Annotated in this window: 28 protein-coding genes; 27 read left to right on the top strand and 1 reads right to left on the bottom strand. The window is 66.8% G+C overall.

Annotated elements, in window-relative coordinates; genetic code table 11:
• Positions 1 to 4: 4 nt before the first annotated feature.
• The 12 genes from DES43_RS18490 (at position 5) to DES43_RS18435 (ending at position 7947) form a co-directional block, all read left to right on the top strand.
• Positions 5 to 214, top strand: a complete 210-nt coding sequence (locus tag DES43_RS18490) for a phage head-tail joining protein (RefSeq protein ID WP_055456516.1) — start codon at positions 5 to 7, stop codon at positions 212 to 214.
• Positions 214 to 1734, top strand: a complete 1521-nt coding sequence (locus tag DES43_RS18485) for a phage portal protein (RefSeq protein ID WP_133675936.1) — start codon at positions 214 to 216, stop codon at positions 1732 to 1734. Before DES43_RS18490 ends, DES43_RS18485 begins: the two co-directional genes overlap by 1 nt.
• A 4-nt stretch (positions 1735 to 1738) precedes the next feature.
• Positions 1739 to 3793 carry a prohead protease/major capsid protein fusion protein gene (locus tag DES43_RS18480; RefSeq protein ID WP_133675934.1) on the top strand — a complete coding sequence of 685 codons (2055 nt, stop codon included), beginning with the start codon at positions 1739 to 1741 and terminating at the stop codon, positions 3791 to 3793.
• Positions 3794 to 3870: 77 nt separating this feature from the next.
• Positions 3871 to 4206 carry a DUF2190 family protein gene (locus DES43_RS18475; RefSeq protein WP_055456519.1) on the top strand — a complete coding sequence of 112 codons (336 nt, stop codon included), beginning with the start codon at positions 3871 to 3873 and terminating at the stop codon, positions 4204 to 4206.
• Positions 4206 to 4517 (top strand): head-tail joining protein, encoded by a 312-nt coding sequence (locus DES43_RS18470; RefSeq protein ID WP_055456520.1) that lies wholly within the window; start codon positions 4206 to 4208, stop codon positions 4515 to 4517. The genes DES43_RS18475 and DES43_RS18470 overlap by 1 nt, the downstream gene beginning before the upstream one ends.
• A complete protein-coding gene (locus tag DES43_RS18465; RefSeq protein WP_113439574.1) occupies positions 4514 to 5143 on the top strand; it encodes a DUF6441 family protein in 630 nt (209 codons plus the stop codon). Before DES43_RS18470 ends, DES43_RS18465 begins: the two co-directional genes overlap by 4 nt.
• 65 nt (positions 5144 to 5208) lie before the next feature.
• Positions 5209 to 5466 (top strand): type II toxin-antitoxin system ParD family antitoxin, encoded by a 258-nt coding sequence (locus DES43_RS18460; RefSeq protein WP_113439575.1) that lies wholly within the window; start codon positions 5209 to 5211, stop codon positions 5464 to 5466.
• Entirely contained in the window at positions 5466 to 5810 is a 345-nt protein-coding gene (locus DES43_RS18455) for a type II toxin-antitoxin system RelE/ParE family toxin (protein ID WP_113453635.1), read from the top strand. Before DES43_RS18460 ends, DES43_RS18455 begins: the two co-directional genes overlap by 1 nt.
• 31 nt (positions 5811 to 5841) lie before the next feature.
• The gene (locus tag DES43_RS18450) at positions 5842 to 6261 is read left to right on the top strand and encodes a hypothetical protein (protein ID WP_055456523.1); all 420 of its coding nucleotides are present in this window, start codon (positions 5842 to 5844) and stop codon (positions 6259 to 6261) included.
• Between the two features lie 23 nt (positions 6262 to 6284).
• On the top strand, positions 6285 to 7229 hold the full coding sequence (locus DES43_RS18445; protein ID WP_133675932.1) for a phage tail tube protein: 945 nt from the start codon (positions 6285 to 6287) through the stop codon (positions 7227 to 7229).
• Positions 7230 to 7231: 2 nt separating this feature from the next.
• Positions 7232 to 7669: a hypothetical protein gene (locus DES43_RS18440; protein WP_133675930.1), complete on the top strand. Its 438-nt coding sequence runs from the start codon at positions 7232 to 7234 to the stop codon at positions 7667 to 7669.
• An 80-nt stretch (positions 7670 to 7749) separates the two neighbouring features.
• The gene (locus tag DES43_RS18435; protein ID WP_166647780.1) at positions 7750 to 7947 is read left to right on the top strand and encodes a DUF7697 family protein; all 198 of its coding nucleotides are present in this window, start codon (positions 7750 to 7752) and stop codon (positions 7945 to 7947) included.
• 44 nt (positions 7948 to 7991) lie between these two features.
• Here DES43_RS18435 and DES43_RS18430 read toward each other — a convergent pair whose 3' ends face one another.
• On the bottom strand, positions 7992 to 8132 hold the full coding sequence (locus tag DES43_RS18430) for an AbrB/MazE/SpoVT family DNA-binding domain-containing protein (RefSeq protein WP_245514602.1): 141 nt from the start codon (positions 8130 to 8132) through the stop codon (positions 7992 to 7994).
• A gap of 70 nt (positions 8133 to 8202) precedes the next feature.
• Between DES43_RS18430 and DES43_RS18425 the strand changes: the two genes are divergently transcribed.
• The 15 genes from DES43_RS18425 to DES43_RS18355 all read left to right on the top strand — a co-directional run bounded on the left by DES43_RS18425 (position 8203) and on the right by DES43_RS18355 (position 21486).
• Positions 8203 to 10353, top strand: coding sequence for a tape measure protein (locus DES43_RS18425; RefSeq protein ID WP_133675926.1), 2151 nt, complete (start codon positions 8203 to 8205; stop codon positions 10351 to 10353).
• Positions 10353 to 10979, top strand: coding sequence for a DUF2460 domain-containing protein (locus tag DES43_RS18420; protein ID WP_133675924.1), 627 nt, complete (start codon positions 10353 to 10355; stop codon positions 10977 to 10979). Before DES43_RS18425 ends, DES43_RS18420 begins: the two co-directional genes overlap by 1 nt.
• Positions 10976 to 11326 (top strand): hypothetical protein, encoded by a 351-nt coding sequence (locus tag DES43_RS18415; RefSeq protein WP_133675922.1) that lies wholly within the window; start codon positions 10976 to 10978, stop codon positions 11324 to 11326. Before DES43_RS18420 ends, DES43_RS18415 begins: the two co-directional genes overlap by 4 nt.
• Positions 11319 to 11450 carry a hypothetical protein gene (locus tag DES43_RS23230; RefSeq protein WP_280960265.1) on the top strand — a complete coding sequence of 44 codons (132 nt, stop codon included), beginning with the start codon at positions 11319 to 11321 and terminating at the stop codon, positions 11448 to 11450. Before DES43_RS18415 ends, DES43_RS23230 begins: the two co-directional genes overlap by 8 nt.
• Positions 11451 to 11454: 4 nt before the next feature.
• Positions 11455 to 12129, top strand: coding sequence for a lysozyme (locus DES43_RS18410; RefSeq protein ID WP_133675920.1), 675 nt, complete (start codon positions 11455 to 11457; stop codon positions 12127 to 12129).
• Complete coding sequence (locus tag DES43_RS18405) at positions 12126 to 12335, top strand: hypothetical protein (RefSeq protein ID WP_055456531.1); 210 nt, start codon at positions 12126 to 12128, stop codon at positions 12333 to 12335. Before DES43_RS18410 ends, DES43_RS18405 begins: the two co-directional genes overlap by 4 nt.
• Entirely contained in the window at positions 12332 to 13216 is an 885-nt protein-coding gene (locus tag DES43_RS18400) for a DUF2163 domain-containing protein (RefSeq protein ID WP_133675918.1), read from the top strand. The genes DES43_RS18405 and DES43_RS18400 overlap by 4 nt, the downstream gene beginning before the upstream one ends.
• On the top strand, positions 13213 to 13689 hold the full coding sequence (locus tag DES43_RS18395) for an NlpC/P60 family protein (RefSeq protein ID WP_133675916.1): 477 nt from the start codon (positions 13213 to 13215) through the stop codon (positions 13687 to 13689). Before DES43_RS18400 ends, DES43_RS18395 begins: the two co-directional genes overlap by 4 nt.
• Positions 13690 to 13691: 2 nt before the next feature.
• On the top strand, positions 13692 to 17657 hold the full coding sequence (locus DES43_RS18390; RefSeq protein ID WP_133675914.1) for a baseplate multidomain protein megatron: 3966 nt from the start codon (positions 13692 to 13694) through the stop codon (positions 17655 to 17657).
• Between the two features lie 8 nt (positions 17658 to 17665).
• A complete protein-coding gene (locus DES43_RS18385) occupies positions 17666 to 18742 on the top strand; it encodes a DUF2793 domain-containing protein (RefSeq protein ID WP_133675912.1) in 1077 nt (358 codons plus the stop codon).
• A gap of 121 nt (positions 18743 to 18863) precedes the next feature.
• Positions 18864 to 19121 (top strand): hypothetical protein, encoded by a 258-nt coding sequence (locus DES43_RS18380; RefSeq protein ID WP_133675910.1) that lies wholly within the window; start codon positions 18864 to 18866, stop codon positions 19119 to 19121.
• Positions 19122 to 19352: 231 nt separating this feature from the next.
• Positions 19353 to 19547, top strand: a complete 195-nt coding sequence (locus DES43_RS18370) for a type II toxin-antitoxin system Phd/YefM family antitoxin (protein ID WP_050475404.1) — start codon at positions 19353 to 19355, stop codon at positions 19545 to 19547.
• Between the two features lie 129 nt (positions 19548 to 19676).
• Entirely contained in the window at positions 19677 to 20426 is a 750-nt protein-coding gene (locus DES43_RS18365) for an HNH endonuclease (RefSeq protein ID WP_245514601.1), read from the top strand.
• Positions 20423 to 20650, top strand: a complete 228-nt coding sequence (locus DES43_RS18360; RefSeq protein WP_082206179.1) for an ABC-three component system middle component 6 — start codon at positions 20423 to 20425, stop codon at positions 20648 to 20650. Before DES43_RS18365 ends, DES43_RS18360 begins: the two co-directional genes overlap by 4 nt.
• Entirely contained in the window at positions 20647 to 21486 is an 840-nt protein-coding gene (locus DES43_RS18355; protein ID WP_245514600.1) for a hypothetical protein, read from the top strand. The genes DES43_RS18360 and DES43_RS18355 overlap by 4 nt, the downstream gene beginning before the upstream one ends.
• Positions 21487 to 21558 lie beyond the last annotated feature (72 nt).

Below are 21558 nucleotides of genomic sequence, written 5' to 3'. Positions count from 1 at the left end.
GGCAATGACCGACTGGACGGAAACCGAGCTCTCGGCACTGCGCCGGGCCTATGCCAGCGGCACCACCCGGGTCAGCTATGACGGCAAGTCCGTCGACTACGGCTCGGCCGAGGATCTGCTCGCCCGCATCCGGATCATCGAGCGCGCCATCGCGGGTGTCGGCCGGCCGCTGCCGGTGGCCGGTCTCGCAGGCTTCTCGCGCGGGGACAGGTGATGGCCGTGAACTGGTTCGACCGCGCCATCGCGTCGGTCGCCCCACGAACTGCTGCTCGTCGGGTGCTGGCGCGGCAGGCCTTCGAAACGCTCGCGCGGGGCTATGACGGCGCTGCGCGCGGGCGTCGCACTGATGGCTGGCGCGCGCCCGCATCCTCGGCCGATACCGAGATCGGCATGGCCGGGGCGCTGCTGCGCGACCGGATGCGCGATCTCGTGCGCAACAACCCGCATGCGGCCAAGGCCGTTGCGGTGCTGGTGAACAATATCGTCGGCGCGGGCATCATGCCGCGCGCCGCCAGTGGCGACGAGGCGCTGGACCGCCGCGTCGACGATCTCTTCGAGCGATGGGCCGAGGCCTGCGATGCGGATGGCCAGCTCGATTTCTACGGACTGCAGACGCTGATCTGCCGGGAGATGATCGAAGCGGGCGAGGTGCTGGTGCGTCGTCGCCTGCGGCGATCCTCGGACGGCCTGCCGGTGCCCTTGCAGCTTCAGGTGCTCGAGGCGGATTTCCTCGATGCCACGAAATCCGGCGCCCTCGGCGCCGGGCGGCTGGTGCAGGGGATCGAGTTCGACCCGGTCGGCAAGCGACGGGCCTACTGGCTCCATGCCGAGCACCCGGGCAACGCGTGGGGTGCGCTGAACGGTGGGCTCGGATCGCGCCCGGTCCCGGCGACCGATATCGCCCATGTCTACGAGAAGCAGCGCACGCAGGCGCGCGGCGTTCCATGGGGCGCGCCGGTCATCCGGGCGCTGCGTGATCTCGACGATTACGAGGTGGCCGAGATCGTGCGCAAGAAGACCGAGGCCTGCGTCACCGCCATCGTCTTCGGGGATGACGAGGCGCAGCAGGGCATCGCGCCCACCGTGGTCGATGCCGATGGCAACCGGGTCGAGCAGTTCGAGCCGGGGCTGATCGCCTATGCCCGTGGCGGCAAGGACATTCGCTTCAACCAGCCCGCGGCGACCGGCGGCTATGGCGAATACAAGCGCGCGAGCCTGCACACGATCTCGGCCGGGTTCCGGGTACCCTACGAGCTGCTGACCGGGGATCTGTCCCAGGTGAACTATTCCTCGATCCGGGCGGGGCTGGTCGAGTTCCGCAGGATGATCGACGCGGTGCAGTGGCAGCTCTTCATCCCGATGCTCTGCGCCCCCGTCTGGCGCTGGTTCACCGAAGCCGCATGGGCCGCGGGACAGATTCCGACGCCGGACGTCGCGGTCGAATGGTCGCCGCCGAAATTCGAGGCAGTCGATCCGCAGAAGGATGCGATGGCGAACCTGCTGGCGATCCGCTCGGGCACCATGACTCTGGCCGAGGTGATCGCACAGCAGGGCCGCAATCCCGACGCCGTGCTGGCCGAGATCGCCGCGACCAACGCCAAGCTCGACGCGCTCGGGCTGGTGCTCGATAGCGATCCCCGCCGCGTCACCAAGACCGGCAGCGCGCAGGCGAGCGACCCGGCAACCAATCCGGAACCCGACCCGGGGCAGCCGGACTCCGCCCAACAGGACTGACTTCATGGACACGATGATCGAACTGCCGGCGCTTCGCCGGTCGGCGGAGCTTGCGCCGAACACTGTCGACAACGACGCACGCACGGTCGAGGTGATCTGGTCGGCGGGCGCGCGCGTCCGGCGGGCGAGGTTCTTCGGCGATCCCTATGACGAGGAGCTGAGCCTCGACCCTGCCCATGTGCGGCTAGAACGGCTGAACGCGGGCGCGCCGTTCCTGAAGGTGCACGAGCTCGACACGCTCGACGCGGTGATCGGCTCGGTCGTGCCGGGTTCCGCCCGGATCGAGAATGGCCGCGGCATTGCGCTGGTCCGGATCAGCGAGCGCGCCGATGTCGAGCCGATCTGGCGCGACATCCAGGCCGGGCACATCCGGGCCGTCTCGATCGGCTACCAGGTCCACCGCTTCGACATCTCCAAGCCCGATGGCCAGCGCGAGCTTTGGCGGGCGGTCGACTGGACCCCGTTCGAGATCTCGGCCGTGCCGGTCGGCGCCGATCCCGCCGCGGGCTTCCGCGCCAAGGGCGAACAACACGATTGCGTCCTCCATCGCCGGGACGCCCTCACAGAGCAAGGAGCATCCCCGATGACCGACAAGACCCCGGCCGCTCCGGCCGACCAGACCAACGAGACGGCAGCGACCGAGGAGACCACCATGACCGACGAAAGGACCGGCGCGGCCGAGACGCAGGCGCACGCCGCCGACACGCGCAACCAGCCCAAATCCCAGACCCAAGGGTCCGCATCAGCGAAACCGGAAGCGCCCGACACCGAGGCTGTCGCGACCCGCGCCCGCGAGGCGGAGCGCGACCGCGTCTCTACCATCTACGATCTGGCCGGGCGGCTGAACCTCGAGCGCGGTTTCGCCGAGGATCTGGTCAAGCGCGGCGTCAGCGTCGACGAGTCCCGCCGCCTGATCCTCGATCAGGTCGCCGCGAAGTCCGACGAGACCCGCACTTTCCCCCATGTCTCCGTCCCGCTCGGCGGCCGGGACGAGCGCATCACCCGCCGCGACGCGGTGGCGAACGCGCTGCTGCACCGCTACAGCCCGACGCTGTTCCAGCTGGAGGACGCCGCGCGCCAGTACCGCGGCATGACCCTGCTGGAGCTCGCCCGCGAAAGCCTCGGCAATGCCGGGGTCAACACCCGGGGCCTCTCGCGCGACGAGGTCGCGACGCGGGCGCTGCATTCGACCTCGGACTTCCCCGAGATCCTGTCGGCCGTCACCAACAAGACCCTGCGCCAGGCCTACGAGGCCTATCCCCGCACCTTCACGCTGTTCTGCCGTCAGGTGCTGGCGACCGACTTCAAGGCGATGCACCGAGTGCAGCTCGGTGAAGCGCCGCAACTGCTGGAAGTCGGCGAGAGCGGCGAGTTCAAGCGCGGGACGCTGGGCGAGAGCAAGGAGAGCTACAAGGTCAAGACCTATGGCCGGGTGGTCGCGATCACCCGCCAGACGCTGATCAACGACGATCTCGACGCTTTCACGCGCATCCCGGCGATGTACGGCAACTCCATCGCCCAGCTGGAAAGCGATGTCGTCTGGGGGATCATCACCGCGAACCCGGCGATGGCCGATGGCACGGCGCTGTTCCACGCCAACCACAAGAACCTCGCGGGCACTGGTGCTGCGCTCGATGTCGGCAGCGTCGGTGCAGCTCGCGCGGCGATGGCCAAGCAGACTGGCCTCGACAAGAAGACGGTGCTGAACATCCGCCCCGCCTTCCTGATCGTGCCCGCAGCGCTGGAACTGAAGGCCGAGCAACTGGTCGCCCAGAACCTCGTGCCCGCCCAGAGCGGGAACGTCGTGCCGCAGTCGATCCGCACGCTGGCACCGATCAGCGAGCCCCGGCTCGATGCCGCCAGCGAAACCGCCTGGTATCTGGCGGCGAGCCCGAACCAGATCGACACCATCGAATACGCCTATCTCGAGGGTCAGCAGGGCGCCTACATCGAGACGCGCAACGGCTTCGATGTCGACGGTGTCGAGATCAAGTGCCGCCTCGACTTCGGCGCCAAGGCCATCGACTGGCGTGGCCTCTACAAGAACCCGGGCGCGTAACGCGCATCCCATCCCGACCCCTGACATCCGGGCGGTCCTGACGGGCCGCCCTTCGTCTTTCCACGAGGACCCTCTCCATGAAAAATTACGTCCAGCCCGGCAACACCATCACCCTGACCGCCCCCTATGCCGTCGTCTCCGGCGAGGGCCTGCTCGTCGGCTCGATCTTCGGCGTGGCCGCAGGAACTGCCGCCAGTGGCGAGCCCGTCGAGACCGTGCTCGTCGGCGTCTTCGACCTGACGAAGGTCGGCAGCCAGGCCTGGACCGTCGGCGCAAAGGTCTATTGGGACGATACCAACAAGCGCACCACGACCGTTTCGACCGATAACACGCTCATCGGTGTGGCCGTCGAGGCCGTGGCGAGCGGCGCGAGCGACACCATCGGCAGGGTGCGCCTGAACGCGAGCTTCTGATGAGTGCTTTCGTCGCCGCGCTCAGTGCGCTCTTCGCCGATCCGAACATCGGTCGGGATGCTGTCTACATCGTTGACGGCGGCGTGCCCGTTCCGGTGCGCATCGTCGCCCGACGGGCCGATACGATTACCGACTTCGGTGATGCGCGGCTCTGGTCGGAAACGACGCGGGTCGACCTGCGCGTGACGGAAGTAGCCGAGCCCCGGCCTGGCGATCGCATCGAGATTGGTGGCGATACCTTCCTCATTCAGGGTGAACCCGTCCGCGACCGCGAGCGGCTCGTCTGGACAGTGGACCTGAGGCCCGCATGAGGTTCGGCGTCAACATCGTCGGCGATATCGTCCGCCTGATGGAAGCAGAGGTGAAGGCCGGGGAGAAGGCCGTCACCACGGCGATGCGCGACGCCGGGACCGGCCTCAAGACCGCCTGGCGCGCGCAGATCACCGGCGCGGGTCTCGGAGCACGGCTTGCCCGCACCATCCGGTCGGAGCAGTTCCCGAAAGGCAGGACCAGCCTCAATGCGGCGGCACTGGTCTGGTCGAAGGCGCCGGTGATCGTCGGCGCGCACGACACCGGCCCGCTGATCCGCTCGAAGAACGGGTTCTGGCTGGCGATCCCGACGCCTGCGGCGGGCAAGTCCCTGCGCGGCGGGCGGATCACTCCCGGTGAATGGGAACGTCGCACCGGCCTGCGCCTGCGCTTCGTCTATCGCCGGATGGGTCCGAGCCTGCTGGTCGCCGAGGGGCGACTGAACAAGAAGGGCCGTGCCGTGGCATCACGGTCGAAGACCGGCCGGGGGCTGACCACCGTTCCGATCTTCCTGCTGGTCCCGCAGGTGAGACTGCCGAAGCGGCTGGACCTCGAGCGGGATGCGGAGCGGGTGCGTGATGCGGTGCCGGGGCTGATCGTGGCAAACTGGGTGGAGCCCGGCTCCTGACAGCAGGAGGTCGACATTCAGGGACTATTGGCATATATTGCCAACATCCTTGATGGAGACCGTGGATGGCCACCCGAAACGTCGTTCTGACCGAAACCCAATCCGCTCTGGTCGACCGCCTGGTCGCCTCCGGGCGCTATCAGAATGCCTCGGAAGCCATGCGGGCCGGCCTGCGGCTGCTCGAACGCGAGGAAGCCGAGCTTGGCGCGTTGCGCGACCGGCTGACGACCGGGCTGGAACAGGCCCGGCGCGGCGATCTGGCCGAGGGGAGCGGCGAGGAGGCTATCCGACGTGCCTTTGCTTCGGCGCGCCAATCGTCCTGATGCCGAAGCCTTGGCGCCTGACGCGACAGGCTGAAACCTCACTTGTCGACATCGCGAACTGGACCCTTGAGACCTTCGGCCCTCGACAGGCGGCGGCCTATGAGGATGACCTGATCGTCCGCTGCACGGAGATCGCGGCCGGTACGGCCATGTCGCAGGACTGCCGTCGGATCATCGATCCGGATCTGCCCGAGGATCTGCGCTTCGCGCGCTGCGGCCAGCATTTCGTCATCTTCGTCGAGGACGCCGAGCAGGTGATCATCGTCGATTTCCTGCATGCTCGCTCGGACCTGCCGCGACGGCTGGCCGCTCTCACGGATCCGAAACCCGACAGGGATCGCTAAAGCCGGGCCGGTCCCGGAAACCGGGATCGCCATGCCCACCACCCGCGAAACCGTCCTCGCCGCGCTGCACGCGCGGCTTTCGGCGTTGCCCGCCACCGCCCTCCGCGGCGAGGTGCTGCCCGAACGTGTGCCGGCAGCCGGGCTGCTGATCCTGCGCGACGGCGAACCTGGCGAGCCCGAGGTGACGCTGTCACCCCTGCGCTATCACTACCAGCACCGTGCAGAGATCGAAGCCGTGGTGCAGGGCGCGAGCCGGGACACGGGTTTCGACACGCTCTGCGCCAGCATCGGCGCGGCGCTCGCCGCGGACCGCACGCTCGGCGGTCTCTGCGACTGGGTCGAGGCAGAGGCCCCGCAGCCCGTCGATCTGCCGGTGGACGGCGCGGCCAGCCTGAAGGCGGCCGTCATTCCGGTGGTGCTGCATTATTCCACGGCCGACCCGCTCGGCTGAACCCCTTCGACAAGGAGACCGACATGGCACGCGCCCAAGGGGCGCGGGCGCGGATGGCGCTCGCGTTCGAGACGACCTATGGCACGCCGCCCGGCAGCGGCTATACGAGGATGCCCTTTGCCAGCGCCACGCTCGGGGCGGAACAGCCGCTCCTGAACTCGGAGCTTCTGGGCTACGGCCGCGATCCTCTCGCGCCCATCAAGGACGCGGTAACCGCCGATGGCGATGTGGTGGTGCCGATCGACGCCGAGGCGTTCGGCTTCTGGCTGAAGGCGGCCTTCGGCGCGCCGACCACCACCGGAAGCTCGCCCGGTCCATATACCCATACGTTCCAGTCCGGCAGCTGGACGCTGCCCAGCATGGCGATCGAAACCGCCATGCCCGAGGTGCCGCGCTACGCCATGTATTCCGGCGTGGTGCTGGACCAGCTCAGCTGGCAGATGCAGCGTTCGGGCCTGCTCACCGCCACCGCGCGGCTGGTGGCGCAGGGCGAGACGGTGGCCACGACCAGTGGCGCGGGAACACCGACGGAGCTCGACCTGATCCGTTTCGGGCATTTCAACGGCTCGATCAAACGCAATGGCACAGCACTCGGCAACGTGATCTCGACCGAGATCACCTATACCAACAATCTCGACCGGATCGAGACCATCCGCGCCGACGGCATGATCGACGGCGCAGATCCCTCGATCGCCGCGCTCACCGGACGCACCGAGGTGCGCTTCGCAGACAGCACGCTCGTCAGTCAGGCGATCAGCGGCACGCCCTGCGAACTGGAATTCGCCTACGGCCTGACCTCGGGCCAGAGCTTCACCTTCACCGTCCACGCCGTCTATCTGCCGCGCCCGCGGATCGAGATTTCCGGCCCGCAGGGCGTGCAAGCCAGCTTCGACTGGCAGGCCGCGCGCGACGCAGTGTTGGGGCGGATGTGTACCGCCGTTCTCGTCAACGACATCGAAAGCTACTGACCATGATCCGTCTCGACCTTTCCAGCGCGCCGAAATGGCTCGATCTCGGAGCTGGCCTGCGCCTGCATGTCCTGCCCGTCACCACCGCGATCATGGTCGCCGCACGCAACGACCCGGTTGTCGAGGCGCTGCCCGAAGGGGCGAGCAAGGAAGAACAGGCGCTTGTCATGGCCAAGGCGGTTGCCCGCCGCGTGGTCACCGGCTGGCAAGGTGTCGGTGATGCCGATGGCAATCCCGTTCCCGTCACACCGGAAGGGATCGACGCGCTTCTGGACATCTGGCCGGTGTTCGAGGCCTTCCAGACCCGCTGCCTCGCACCGCACCTGATGCTGGATGCGGAAAAAAACGCCTTCGCGCCCTTGCCGAATGGCACTTCGGTGGGGGCGAAAGCTACTGCGCGGCCTGCCAAGGCCCGTGCCCGGACTGCCCGGCGCGGCTAAACCGACCCCTGACGCCCGAGGGTTGGCAGGTCTGGGATCTGACGCAGCGCCTGACCGGGCAGCTCCGCATCGCTACCGGCATGGGCGGTGGTGCCGTCATCGGCTGGGACATGACGGCGGCGCTGGCCATGGTAAGCGCGCTCGGGGTCGATCCGCTGATCGCCGCCGAATGCCTGCCCGAGATCGAGGCGGTGATGGTGCGCAAGCTCAACGAGCAGATGGCGGCCCGTGATCGGCCAGGACCGGAAGATCAGATCCGATCCGCCCGGTCCCGGTAACCGCCCGCCGACGCGGCCTTGGCAATGCCCGCAAGCTCGTCTCGCTACGGCACCGGCACCAGCAGAATGCCGGTCCCCTTCGGGATGAGAGCGAAGACCTGACCGGCCTTACACCCCCGGTCCGCCCGGACCGTTGCGGGGATCGTGATCTGGAACTTCGGGAACAGGACGGCGGTCTCGGACATGGGCCGAGTCTCCCTCGTTCTATGCCTCAGCGCAAGGCGAACACTGCAGCCCTTTCGGGAACGATGACCCATGGCCCAGAAACGAGTCTCCGTCCGCCTCGTCGCCGAAGGCGGCCGGCAGGTGAAGGCCGAGTTCCAGGGGATCGGCGACGCGGGCGAGAACAGTTTCAGGCGGATCGAGCGGCAGGCCGACATCACCGGCGCGGTGGTGCGCCGGGTCATGGGCGTCCTCGGCGCGGCGATCAGCACCCGCCAGCTCGTCGCCTATGCCGACCAGTGGACCGACCTGCGCTCGCGGGTCGATCTCGCTACCGGCTCGCAGGAAGCGGGCGCGGCCGTCATGGATCGGCTCGCCTCGATGGCGCGCCGGACCTATTCGAGCCTCGGGCAGACCACGGAGTCCTGGCTCGCCAATGCCACGGCCCTCCGCGAACTGGGGCTGACGACGGCGGAATCGCTGGATTTCACCGAGGCGCTGAACAACGCCATGGTCGTCTCGGGCGCGCGGGCCGAGCGCGCCGCTTCGGTGCAGAACGCGCTGTCGAAGGCCATGGCCCTCGGCACGCTCAGCGGAGACAACCTCAATACCGTGATCCAGAGCGGCGGACGGCTTGCGGAGCTGCTGGCGTCCGAGCTCGGCACCACCGTCTCGGGCCTGCGCGCCCTCGGTCAGCAGGGTGCCATCACCGGCGATGTCATCCGCACGGCGCTGGTCGGCAATCTCGAACTGCTGCGCGAGGAAGCCGACAGCATGCCGGCCACCATCGGCGATGCCTTCACGCTGGTCGGCAATGGCGCGCTGCAGCTGGTCGGGACCTGGGACCAGATGGCCGGCGCTTCCTCGACGGTGGCCGAGGGGCTGATCCTGCTGGCCGACAACCTCGAGAGGCTTGCCGCCATCGGTATCGCCTTCGCCGGCTTCATGGCCGGGCGTTGGGTCGCGGCGTTCGTCGCCGCCCGTGTCGCGACTTTCAGCCTGTCGGGCGCGCTCATGCTGCTGCGTGGCGCTATCATCCGGACCGGGATCGGCGCGCTGATCGTCGGAGCGGGCGAGCTGATCTACTGGTTCGGCCAGCTCGTGAAGGGCGCGGGCGGCTTCGGTTCGGCGCTCGAGCTGATGGGCAATGTGGCGCTTGCCGTCTGGGACGGGATCAAGGCCACGCTCGGCTCTTTCGTGGACGACTTCCGCGCCCTGCGCGCCGATATCGAGGCGATCTGGCTGCGGCTGATGGCCTTCCTGTCGAACAAATGGGCAGATTTCCTTGGCACCATCGGACCGACATTCAATGCGGTCGCCGAGACGATCGGTGCCGACGCGCGGATCGACTGGTTCGGGGCGCAGTCTTATGCCTCGATGCTCGATCACGCCGCCAGCAATGCCGGCGCGATGGCCGACCGCTACCGCCGGCGCGCGGCCGAGACCAGGGCCGGAGCCTTCGATGGTGTGGGCGCGGCTATGCAGGCGCTGCGCGATGCACTGAGCGGCGGGGACGCCGAGAACCCGCTGGACGAGGCCGCCACATCGGCGGACCGGGTGACGGCGGCTCTGAACGATGCCACGACCGCTGCCGGTCGTGCCGGAGCCGCCGGGCGCAGTGCCGGCGAGCAGACGAAGGCTGGGGCCGAGGCTGCCGCGACCGGATGGGCGGCAGTGAGCCAGACCCTGGCCGACTATGCCACGAAGGCGCGAGAGATCGGCGGCGACATCGGCAACGCCCTGGTCGGAGCGTTCCGCAGCGCCGAGAACGCGATCGGCGAGTTCGTGAAGACCGGCAAGCTGAAGTTCGGCGACCTGGTCACCTCGCTGATCGCCGATCTGGCAAAGCTAGCAGCCCGGCGTTTCATCCTCGGCCCGCTGGCAGGCGTGCTTTCCGGTGTTTTGGGCAATCTCGGCGGCGGGATCTTCGCCAACATCCTGCACGCCGGCGGCATGGTCGGTTCTGCGGGACCGGGCCGCATCGTGCCCGCGCACGCCTTCGTCAATGCCCCGCGCATGCATTCCGGGGGCTGGGCGGGGCTCAGGCCCGACGAAGTGCCTGCGATCCTGCAACGTGGCGAGCGGGTACTCTCGCGGCGAGAGGCAGCAGGTTACGGCGCCACCGCCGCGCAGACCGTCAACGTCACGATCAATGCCCGCGATGCCGAGAGCTTCCGGCAGTCCCGCACGCAGATCGCGGCGGACATCGCCCGGGCCGTTTCGCTGGGGCGGAGGGGGATGTAATGGCTTTCCACGAGGTCCGGTTCCCGGACGACATCAGCCGTGGTGCGCGCGGCGGACCGGAACGGCGCACCCAGATCGTGGAGCTGGCCTCGGGCGATGAGGAACGCAACGCCAGCTGGGCGAACTCGCGCCGCCGCTATGACGTGGCCTATGGCATCCGTCGTGCCGACGATCTCGCGGCAGTGGTCGCCTTCTTCGAGGCGCGAAACGGCCGCCTTCACGGCTTCCGCTTCAAGGACTGGGCCGACTTCAAGTCCTGCCTGCCATCGCAGGTGCCGAGCGCAACCGACCAGCAGATCGGCACCGGCGACGGGTCGAGGACGCAGTTCCAGCTGGTTAAGTGCTACACCTCCGGCGCGCAGTCCTGGACACGCAGCATCGCCAAGCCGGTCACGGGCAGCGTGCGTGTCGCGCTGGCGGGCATCGAACAGATGTCGGGCTGGTCGGTCGATACCACGACCGGCCTCGTCACCTTCGGCTCCGCACCCGGTGCAGGCGTCGCCGTCACGGCGGGCTTCGCGTTCGACGTGCCCGTCCGCTTCGACACCGATGCGCTCGACGTCACCCTCGACCTCGAACGCCTCGGCTCGATCACCTCTATTCCGCTCCTGGAGATCCGCAGATGAACGACGAGACCCGGTTTCTCGCCGCGGTGCTGAAGGAACTCGCAACATCGACGGCGGTGATCCTGGCCGCCTGGGGTGCGCTCGGCGGGGCGACCAACGCACTGACCACGAGGATGCGCCTGCGCGATGCGCTGCGGCACATCCTGCTAGGCGGGTTGATCGCGGCTGGAATGGGCAGCCTTTCCATGGCGCTCGTCACCAGCTGGCTGGGCCTGCCGCCCGAGGCGATCCCGGCCGGGGGCGCAGCAGGTTCGGCGGCCTATCTCGTTGGCGTCTTCGGCCCCGCCTTCATCGAACTCGTCCTCGCCCGGCTACGTGGGGCGAAGAAAGGCGACGGCGATGCATGAGCTTCTCCGCCTCGCGCGCTTCATTCGCTGCGACCCCACCGCCCCGCGTCAGGCTTTCGCCCACCGCCTGCGCATCGGCCTCGCCGTCGCAGTTCTCATTCTGACCCTCTCGCTTCTGGGGTGATCCCATGCGCATGACCGACCGGGGCCTTCTGGCCCTCGTCCGGCACGAAGGACTCGTGCCCGGACCCTATCTCGATGTGAAACAGGTCTGGACCTTCGGCATCGGCCACACGGCCGCAGCCGGACCGCCCGATCCGTCCAGGATGCCCCGTGGCATGCCCGCCGATCTCGAGGCCGGCGTCCGCGAGGCGTTCAAGGTATTCCGGGCCGATCTGGCTGCCTACGAGGCGGCGGTGCGACGGGCCGTGATCGTGCCGCTCGAGCCGCACGAATTCGATGCGCTGGTCAGTTTCCACTACAACACCGGCGGCATCGCGAGAGCTGCGCTGACGAGACACCTGAACGCGGGCAACCGCGCGGCGGCAAGCGACGCCTTCATGGGCTGGCTCAAACCCGTCGCGATCCGCCCCCGGCGCGAGGCCGAGCGCGACCTCTTCCGCCATGGCCGTTACCCCACCGGGACCATCCCGGTCTGGGCGGTCGACCGCAATGGCCGAGTCGATTTCTCGCGAACCGTGCGGCGGCTGACCGAGGCCGAGGCGCTGGCGCTGCTGCGCCCGGAGGCGACGCCGGTTCCGACGGCCGCTGACCCCATGCCGGTCCCGGCCGTGCCCGCTGCGCCCACGCTGCTGTCTCGTCTCACTGCATTCCTCACCACTCTCATCGGAGGACGTCCATGAACTGGAATCTCGCACGCGGCCTCGTCTATCTGGCCTGCCTTGCCGCTTCCGGCCTCGCCATGGCCGGGCTGGCGGATTTCGACCTCGCCACCGGCACCCTCGATATCCGGCCCTTCAATCTCTATGCCCTGACCGGTGCGACTGGTGGCGTGGTGTCTTCGCTTCTGGCATCCGTGGCGCTCCTGCGCGGCTGGGGGCGGAAGTGAAGTCTCTCTCGCCCGCGTTTCAGGCCCATCTCGACGAAGGCACGACGACGCTCGCTTGGGTGTGGCGGATCGTGCGCGCGGATGGCGCAACCTTTGGCTTCACCGACCACGACCGGACGCTCAGCTTCGACAACACCGATTTCGAGCCGGAGAGCGGGCTGACGGCATCGGAGGTCCGCTCGGGATCCGATCTCTCCGTCGATGCGCAGGACGCCGAGGGCGTGCTGACCTCCGACCGGATCACCGAGACCGACATCCTCGACGGTCGCTGGGACAATGCCGAGGTCGAGGTCTGGCGGGTGAACTGGAGCGATCCGGCGCAGCGTGTGCTGATGCGCCGCGGGGCGATCGGCCAGATCCGGCGGGGACGGCTTGCCTTCGTGGCAGAAGTTCGTTCGCTCGCACATGTCCTCGGACAAACGGTCGGACGGACGTTTCAGGCCACTTGCGACGCGGCGCTCGGTGACGGACGTTGCGGCGTCGATCTGGACGCATCGGCCTTCAGGGGAACGGGCGCCGTCATCGACCTCCTGCGTGACCGGACGTTCACGGCGTCCGGCCTCGGTGGCTTTGCCGCCGGCTGGTTCACCTTCGGTACGGTCGAATGGACCAGCGGCGCCAATGCCGGGCGGCGTGCAGAGATCGTCGCGCATGACCTGACCGACGGCATCGCCGTGCTGACGCTGCTCGAAGCGCCAGTGAGGCCCATCGCCGGGGGAGATGGTCTTATCGTCCGCGCGGGCTGCGACAAGCGCATTGAGACCTGTGGCACGAAGTTCGCCAATGTCGCCAGTTTCCGGGGCTTCCCGCATATCCCCGGCCAGGATGCCGTTCTCCGTTACGCGACGAAGGACGGCGGGCACGACGGGAGCGTGCTGTGAGAGCCGCCGATCCGGAGCGGGTGATCGCGGCGGCGCGGTCCTGGCTCGGCACGCCCTATCACGACCAGGCCAGCCTGCGCGGCGTGGGCTGCGACTGCCTCGGCCTCGCCCGTGGCGTCTGGCGCGAGGTGGTCGGCCCCGAGCCGTCCCCGATCCCGCCCTACAGTCGGGACTGGGGCGAGATCGGCCCGCGCGAGGTGCTGGCCGAAGGCGTACGGCGCATGATGATCGAAGTGGACCCCGCGGCGGCCGAAGCCGGCGCGCTGGTCCTCTTCCGCATGAAGCCCCGCGCCTTCGCCAAGCATGTCGGGATCATCTCCGACCCCGGCAGCTTCATCCACGCCTATGAGCGGCTCGGCGTCATCGAGGAGCCGCTCTCCTCCGTCTGGCGGCGGCGCATCGCCTTCGCTTTCCTGTTTCCCCGTCCGTCCGCCTCCGTACGCAAGCAGGCGCGGCGCAAAAGGAAGTCCTGACAGTGGCCACTCTCGTGCTCGGCGTCGCCGGCGCCGCCATCGGCGGTTCCATCGGCGGTGCGATCCTCGGTGTCAGCGCCGCGACCATCGGCGGCTTCATCGGCTCCAGCATCGGTTCGGTCGTCGACAGCTGGATCATTTCGTCGCTCGCGCCCACCCAGCGTATCGAGGGCGCGCGTCTCGACACGCTGCGCATCACCTCCTCGACGGAGGGCGCCGTCATCCCGCGGCTCTATGGGCGCATGCGCATGGGCGGCAACATCATCTGGGCGACCGATTTCCGCGAGGAAACCAAGACCACCACGCAGGGCGGCGGCAAGGGTGGCGGAGGCGGCAAGGTCAGGACCACGGAATATCTCTACTATGCGAGCTTCGCGGTCGCACTCTGTGAGGGGCCGATCACCGGTATCGGCCGCATCTGGACCGACGGCAAACCGATGGACCTCTCGGGCGTCACCTGGCGCTGGTATCCGGGCGACGAGATGCAGACCGCCGATCCCTTCATGGCCACGAAGATGGGAGCTTTGAGCACGCCCGCCTATCGCGGCACGGCCTATGTCGTCTTCGAGGAACTGCCGCTCTCCAGCTACGGCAACCGCCTGCCGCAGCTTTCCTTCGAGGTGTTCCGGCCGCTCGCCGATCCCGACACGGCCGAAGGACTGACCCGCGCCGTCACCATGATCCCGGCCTCGGGTGAGTTCACCTATGCCACGCAGGCCATCCGCAAATCCGCAGGCGGTGCGACACAACCCGAAAACCTGAACGCGCTGCCGGATGCCACCGACATCGTGGTGGCGCTCGACCGGCTGCAGGCCATGGTCCCGGCGGTCGAGAGCGTGAGCCTCGTCGTCGCCTGGTTCGGCGACGATCTGCGCGCGGGATCCTGCAAGGTGCGGCCCGGCGTCGAGGTGTCCGCCAAGTCGACCACGCCTCTGTCTTGGTCGGTCAACGGCGTCAGCCGCGCCAATGCCTTCCTCGTCAGCCGCGACGATCAGGATCGCCCGGTCTATGGCGGCACGCCGTCCGACTTCGCCGTCGTGCAGGCCATCCGGGAGATGAAGGCGCGCGGGCTGCGCGTCACCTTCTATCCGTTCATTCTCATGGACGTGCCGCCCGGCAACGCGCTGCCGAACCCGTATTCCGACAATGCTGCCGAGACCGGCCAGCCCGCATTCCCCTGGCGGGGGCGGATCACCTGTTCCCCCGCAGCGGGTTATGTGGGATCGGTCGACAAGACCGCCGCCGGCGCGGCACAGGTTTCGGCGCTTTTCGGTACGGCGACGCCAGCGAATTTCAGCGTCTCGGGCCAATCGGTCGTCTGGACCGGCCCATCGGGCGATTGGGGCCTGCGGCGGATGGTGCTGCACTATGCCCATCTCTGCGCCGCCGCAGGCGGTGTGGACGCCTTCCTGATCGGCTCGGAAATGCCGGGGCTCACCACCATCCGCTCGGGCGTATCCACCTATCCGGCCGTGCAGGCCTATCGGGATCTGGCAGCTGATGTCCGGTCCATTCTGGGCACTGGCACGAAGATCGGCTACGCTGCCGACTGGTCGGAATATTTCGGGCACCAGCCGAGCGATGGCAGCGGCGACGTGTTCTTCCACCTCGATCCGCTCTGGGCCGATCCGGAGATCGATTTCGTCGGGATCGACAACTACATGCCGCTGTCGGACTGGCGGGACGGGTTCGACCATCTCGACGCCGCCGATGGCTGGCCCGCGATCTACGATCGGGCGTATCTGCAGGCGAACATCGCGGGTGGCGAAGGCTTCGACTGGTTCTACGCCAGCGCCGCCGATCGGTCGGCTCAGGTGCGAACGCCGATCACCGATGGTGCAGCGGGAAAGCCGTGGGTCTTCCGCTACAAGGATCTGCGCGCCTGGTGGTCGAACCAGCATTACAACCGCCCGGGCGGGGTGGAGAGCGCGACGCCGACGGCATGGGTCCCGCAGTCGAAGCCGATCCGGTTCACCGAACTCGGCTGCCCCGCCATCGATCGTGGCACCAACCAGCCCAACGTCTTCTTCGATCCGAAGTCCTCCGAGAGCTTCACGCCACATTTCTCACGGGGCTGGCGCGACGATGCGATCCAGCGCGCCTATCTCGAGGCGAGCTATCTCTGGTGGGGCGAGGCTGCGAACAATCCGGTGTCCTCAGTCTATGGCGACCGGATGGTTCATGTCCCGGAATGCGCCGCCTGGACCTGGGATGCACGGCCCTATCCGTTCTTCCCGGAACTGACCGGCGTCTGGACCGACGGTCCGAACTGGCGGCTCGGCCACTGGCTGACCGGACGCCTTGGCGCGGTCTCGCTGGCCGCCCTCGTGCGGCACCTCTGCCTGCGGGCAGGCATGCCCGAGGATCGGATTGATGTCTCCGGGCTCTGGGGCGCGGTCGAGGGATATGTCATCGGCGCACTGGAAAGCCCACGCGCCTCCATCACCACGCTGTCGCGGCATTTTGGTTTCGACGCCGTGGAGACCGAAGGGATCATTCGTTTCGTGATGCGTGGCCGGGCGTCGGTCTCTTCCATCGACCCCGATCACCTCGTAGCTACCCGCGAGGGTGACGTGCTGGAGCTGACCCGCAGCCAGGAAACCGAGCTGCCGCAGGCGCTGAAGTGGCAGATCGCCCGCGCCGACGAGGATTACGACGCCGCGCTCGTTGAGGCGCGGCGCATCACGGTAGACACGACGCGGATCACATCGGAGAGCTTTCCGATGGCGGTGCCGCCCGAAGAGGCGGAACGCCGCTGCCGTCGTGCGCTACTCGAGGCCTGGACCGGGCGCGAAAGCGCAGCCTTCCGCCTTCCACCCTCGCGGCTGGCTCTCGATCCCGCCGACGTGATCCGGCTCGCACATGACGGGCGGGAGGTCGAGTTCCGTCTCGTCTCCGTCGCAGATGCCGAGGCGCGCAGAGTGGAGGCGATCCGCCAGGACCGCGCGACCTACGATCTGCCGCCGGGCGATCCGCGTGCCGCCTCGCTGACGCGCCCGGTCGTGTTCGGAGCGCCCGACGCGATATTGATGGACCTGCCGCAACTGAGTGAGGATCAGCCTGCGCATCGTCCCTTCGTCGCAGCCCATGCCGTTCCATGGCCCGGCGAGATGGCGGTGTTCCGCAGCGGCTCGTCCGATGGCTTCGAGCTGCTGACCACCTTCGGCGGTCGGGCACGGATCGGCGTCCTGGTTTCGGATTTCTGGCCGGGACCGACCTCACGCTTCGATCTCGGCAACGTGCTGGTGGTAGACCTGCTTTCGGGCACGCTGGAGAGCGTCACCGATCTGGCGCTGTTCGGCGGCGCCAATGCACTCGCCGTCGAGAGCGCACCAGGCATCTGGGAAATCGTGCAGGCGGGTGCGGCCGAGCTGATCGCGCCGGGCCGCTACCGCCTGACCCGGCTTTTGCGCGGCCAGCGCGGCACGGAAGGCGCCATGGGCAACCCAGCTCCGGCCAGCGCGCGGGTGGTGCTGCTCGACGACAGCCTTGCCTCGCTGCCGATCGCCGAGGCCGATCTCGGCATCCCGTGGAACTGGCGCATCGGCCCGGCAAGCCGACCGGTCAGCGATGAGACCTATGTTGCCACGAGCTTCACGCCCGAGGGCGTGGGGCTCCGGCCGTTCTCGGTCGCTCATGTCGAACAGCCATGGCGAAAGCCCCAGACGCCGGGCGATCTCACGATCCACTGGACGCGCCGTTCGCGATCCCTCTCGGCCGACAACTGGGGCGCCGGCGAGGTGCCGCTCGCCGAGGAGGTCGAAGCCTATGAGGTCGAGATCCTCGACGGCCCGGCCGTCAAGCGAACCTTGGCCGCCGCCAGCACCAGCGTGGTCTACACCGCCGCCCAGCAGTCCGCAGACTGGGGCGCGCCGCTCGGGTCTGGCGACACGCTGACCGTCCGCATCTTCCAGCTCTCCGCCCTGATCGGGCGGGGCATGCCCAAGACCGTCACACTGACATTCTGAGAACGCCCATGTCCGATGCCACCACCCATCTGCTTCTGCCCTACATCCTGGCGGCGCAGGCACAGAAGCATGTCACCCACAACGAGGCGCTGCGGCTGCTCGACGGACTCGTCCAGCTCTCCGTCCTCGATCGGGATCTGACGGCGCCGCCCGGCAGCCCCACCGACGGCGACCGCTACATCGTCGGCTCTGGCGCCACCGCGGCGTGGGCGGGCTGGGATCTGAACGTCGCGCTCTGGACCGACGGTGCCTGGCTTCGCCTTCCGCCGCGAACCGGCTGGCGGGCGTGGGTGGAGGACGAAGGGTTGCTGCTGGTCTACGACGGCTCCGTCTGGGTCGGCACGACGCCCGGCGAGTTGCAGAACATGGCGCTGCTCGGTATCGGAACGACCGCCGATGCGGCCAATCCGTTCTCGGCCAAGCTCAATGCCGCGCTCTGGACTGCGAAGACCGCTGGCGAGGGTGGGACCGGAGATCTCTTCTATACGATGAACAAGGAAGCTGCCGGCGGCGACCTCGGCTATGTCTTCCAGACTGGCTATGTCACCAAAGCGCTCGTCGGCCTCTTCGGGTCGGACCTGTTCCGGCTCGCTGTGTCCGCTGACGGCAGCGCCTTCTTCGACGGTTTCATTGTCGACAACACGAGCGGGATCGTCGATCAGCCTCGGCTGCCGCGCTTCAAGGCGTATACGAACTACGACAATTATGTCGCTGTCGACACCTGGACGAAGATCGGCATCAACAACACCGACTATAACGATCAGGGCGCATTCGATGCCGGCAACAATCGCTTCGTCGCACCGGTTGCCGGCACCTACCTCTTCGGCGCCACGCTGCTCTACAAGGTCAATTCCAGCACCACGGCGCGGATGCGCGGACGACTCGTGCTGAACGGCTCGACCGAGATCCGAGGATCGTTCGGCGAGATATCCGGGGCGCACACCTCCGAGGCGACGGCGCTCTGGCTGCAGACCATGGCGTCACTCGCCCAAGGCGACACTGTCGAGCTGCAGGGCACCTTTCGGGCGGCAGATGGATATTTCGCCGCCGACCATACGTCCTTCTGGGGCGTGAAGGTGGGGTGAGCGGCGGTGGGAGATGTCGAAGCCCCCCCGATCCGACCAGGGGTTCGCCTTAGCCGAGACCCGATCCGCCATCCTGCCGCTCGTACCCTAATCTCGACACCCTGCGCCGGGGGGCATCGCCGTGGCGCTCACGAGCGTTGACGGGATTGCCTCCGCCCCATGGGTGCGGGCGGCGCTGCGCTACGGCGCCATCGCACTCGCGGTGTTACTGTTCCTGCTCTCACTCCGGCGCTCCGGAGAGCGTGCTGGCCGGCTCGCCGAACGCCTCGAAACCTCGGAGAAGGTCAATGACGTCCAACGCCAGATGCTCGATGCGGCAGCTCGGCGTCCTCGCGATCGCGACGATCTCGCTGACCGCCTGCGCAACGGCCACTTCTGAACCTCGCATGGCCACCGTCTGCCCACCGGTTGTCGAGTATAGCCGCGAGTTCCAGGCACGCGCAGCCGACGAGCTCGATCTGTTGCCAGAGGGGTCGGCTATCGCCGAAATGCTCGCCGACTATAGCGTCATGCGGGATCAGGCTCGGGCGTGCTCGCGGCCTTGAGAAAACGCTTGAAGTTTCGGCCATTTTGGCCACAAATAAGACAAACAAGCTGCTTCAGGCGGGACATGCAAACGCTATCGGCCAGAGACGCGAAATACAACTTCGGTCGGCTGATCGACACGGCCCGCGCCGAGCCCGTGACGGTCGAAAAACATGGGCGGGCCGTCGTTGTGGTGATCGCCGTCGAGGAATACGAGCGACTGAAGGCAATCGAATCGGCGGACAGTGCCAAAGCGCGCGGTTCAATCGAAAGGCAATAACGCGGCGGGGGCTCAAAGTGACTGTCAAACTGCTGGAGTGCCCGAGGCTGAGCAATCACCAGCTTGCAAACTTCCAGATTATGACTGCGAAGCTGACACCCCGCTTCCAAAGCCTCAAGCAGATCGGTGGTGGCCGTGGGCGCTAGTTATCCGACAAAAATCATCCTGGCCTTTCGGAGTGGAGGCATTTGCGCGTTCCCGAAATGCGGCAAGCACCTTACGTACGACGCGAAAGTGGGAGATGACGCCCATATCGGCGAAGCCGCGCACATCTGCGGTGAGAAACCCGGAGCGGCACGCTACGACGCGTCGATGACGGACGAACAGCGCGATAATGTGCGCAACCTCATCTACCTGTGCACCGATCATCACACCATTATCGACAAGGTTGAGGCTGACTGGCCTGTCTCGGAGCTTCAGGCCCTCAAGGAGTCACACGAGAAGCAGGTGCGCCAGGCAATGGAAGAGGCTTTCGCAGACGTTGCCTTCCCCGAGCTTCAGACAGCTGTGTCTTGGGTTTCTAACCAAACGCCCGCCGGAAACGGATCGTTTGATCTCACGGCTCCGGACGAGAAGATCAAGAAGAACGAGCTTTCAAATGGCGCTCGGCACATCATCGCGGCTGGGCTGACCTCGCGTGCAACGGTCGCGGCTTATGTCGAAGCGGAAGCACAGCTGGACTCTGATTTTCCCGAGCGCCTCAAGGCAGGTTTTCTTGAGCAATATTATGGTCTGCGGAAACAGGGTCATAAAGGGGATGAGTTATTCGAACTGATGTGCGATTTCGCACAACGAGGTATGCGGCGTCAGGCTGATAGGACCGCCGGGATCGCCGTGTTGATCTATCTCTTCGAAATTTGCGATGTGTTCGAAAAATGATCCTACCGACTAAACACATCCCGCAAAATGAAGCGCTGATCGGTGTCGGCGCAACCGTGCTTGCCCACCTCAGCGGACCAATGACCGTCTCCGGTCTTTGGGAGCGTCTTCGTTCGGAGCGCAATGTTGGCACGTTCGAACGATTCGTCCTCGCGACCAATCTCCTCTTCCTCATCGGCGCTGTCGACATCAGAGACGGGCTCATCACCCGGCGCGACACATGATTCGAGCTGTATGCGCAAGCCGGAGAGGCTTCCACAACACAACGTTCACAGCGGGCGTGAACCTTTTGCTTGCGGATCGCTCTACCAAAGCGGGTGATAAAGACACGACCAACGCCCTGGGCAAATCCACCCTCATAGAAATCATCGACTACTGCTTGGGTAGCAATGCGCCTGCTGGAAAGGGCCTTCGCATAGAAGCCTTAGAGGGATGGGCTTTTACGCTTGAGTTGGCCGTCGGTGGCAACGATGTCGCGGTCACCCGGTCCACCGATGAGCCCGGTTTCTTTGCCATCGAAGGCCCGACCATTGGCTGGCCCGTCCAGCCTGCCGCCAACAAGGAAGGCATCATCGGCCTCGACACAAAGAAATGGAGGTCAGTGCTCGGTTGGGCGTTGTTTGGTCTCAGCGAACCGGCTTCTGAAACCGGCTACAAACCATCCGTGCGATCGCTGCTTTCCTATTTCGTGCGCAACCAAGCGGCCGCATACAACACACCTTTCAAGCATTTCGACAACCAGAAGACCTGGGACATTCAAGTTCACAACGCCTTCCTTCTCGGCTTGGATTGGGAAAAGGCCGCGACTTGGCAGCAGCTCAAGGATCAGAAGAACGCGTTAGTCGCGCTCAAGCAGGCAATCAAAACCGGTGCCGTCGATGGCGAACTCGGATCGCTGGGCGAGCTCGAAGCGGAGCGTTTGCGGCTGGCTACCCAGCTCGAGCGTGAGCGCTCGGCTCTTTCGAACTTTCAAGTGCTTCCGCAGTACCGGGAAATCGAAGGGCAGGCGAATGCGCTCACGACTCAGATCCATAGTCTGTTGATTTCCGCTGAGAGCTGACCCGGGATTTTCGCCGAGAAGTGACCCGCCTTCATGTATGGTTTGGGTCTTAGGTTTTGGTCAAGGGGCGGC

This window comes from Aquamicrobium defluvii (assembly GCF_004363725.1).
Taxonomy (GTDB): domain Bacteria; phylum Pseudomonadota; class Alphaproteobacteria; order Rhizobiales; family Rhizobiaceae; genus Mesorhizobium; species Mesorhizobium defluvii.
The sequence above is the reverse complement of the archived record's forward strand: the minus strand, read 5'-3'. Positions and strand labels throughout refer to the sequence as shown.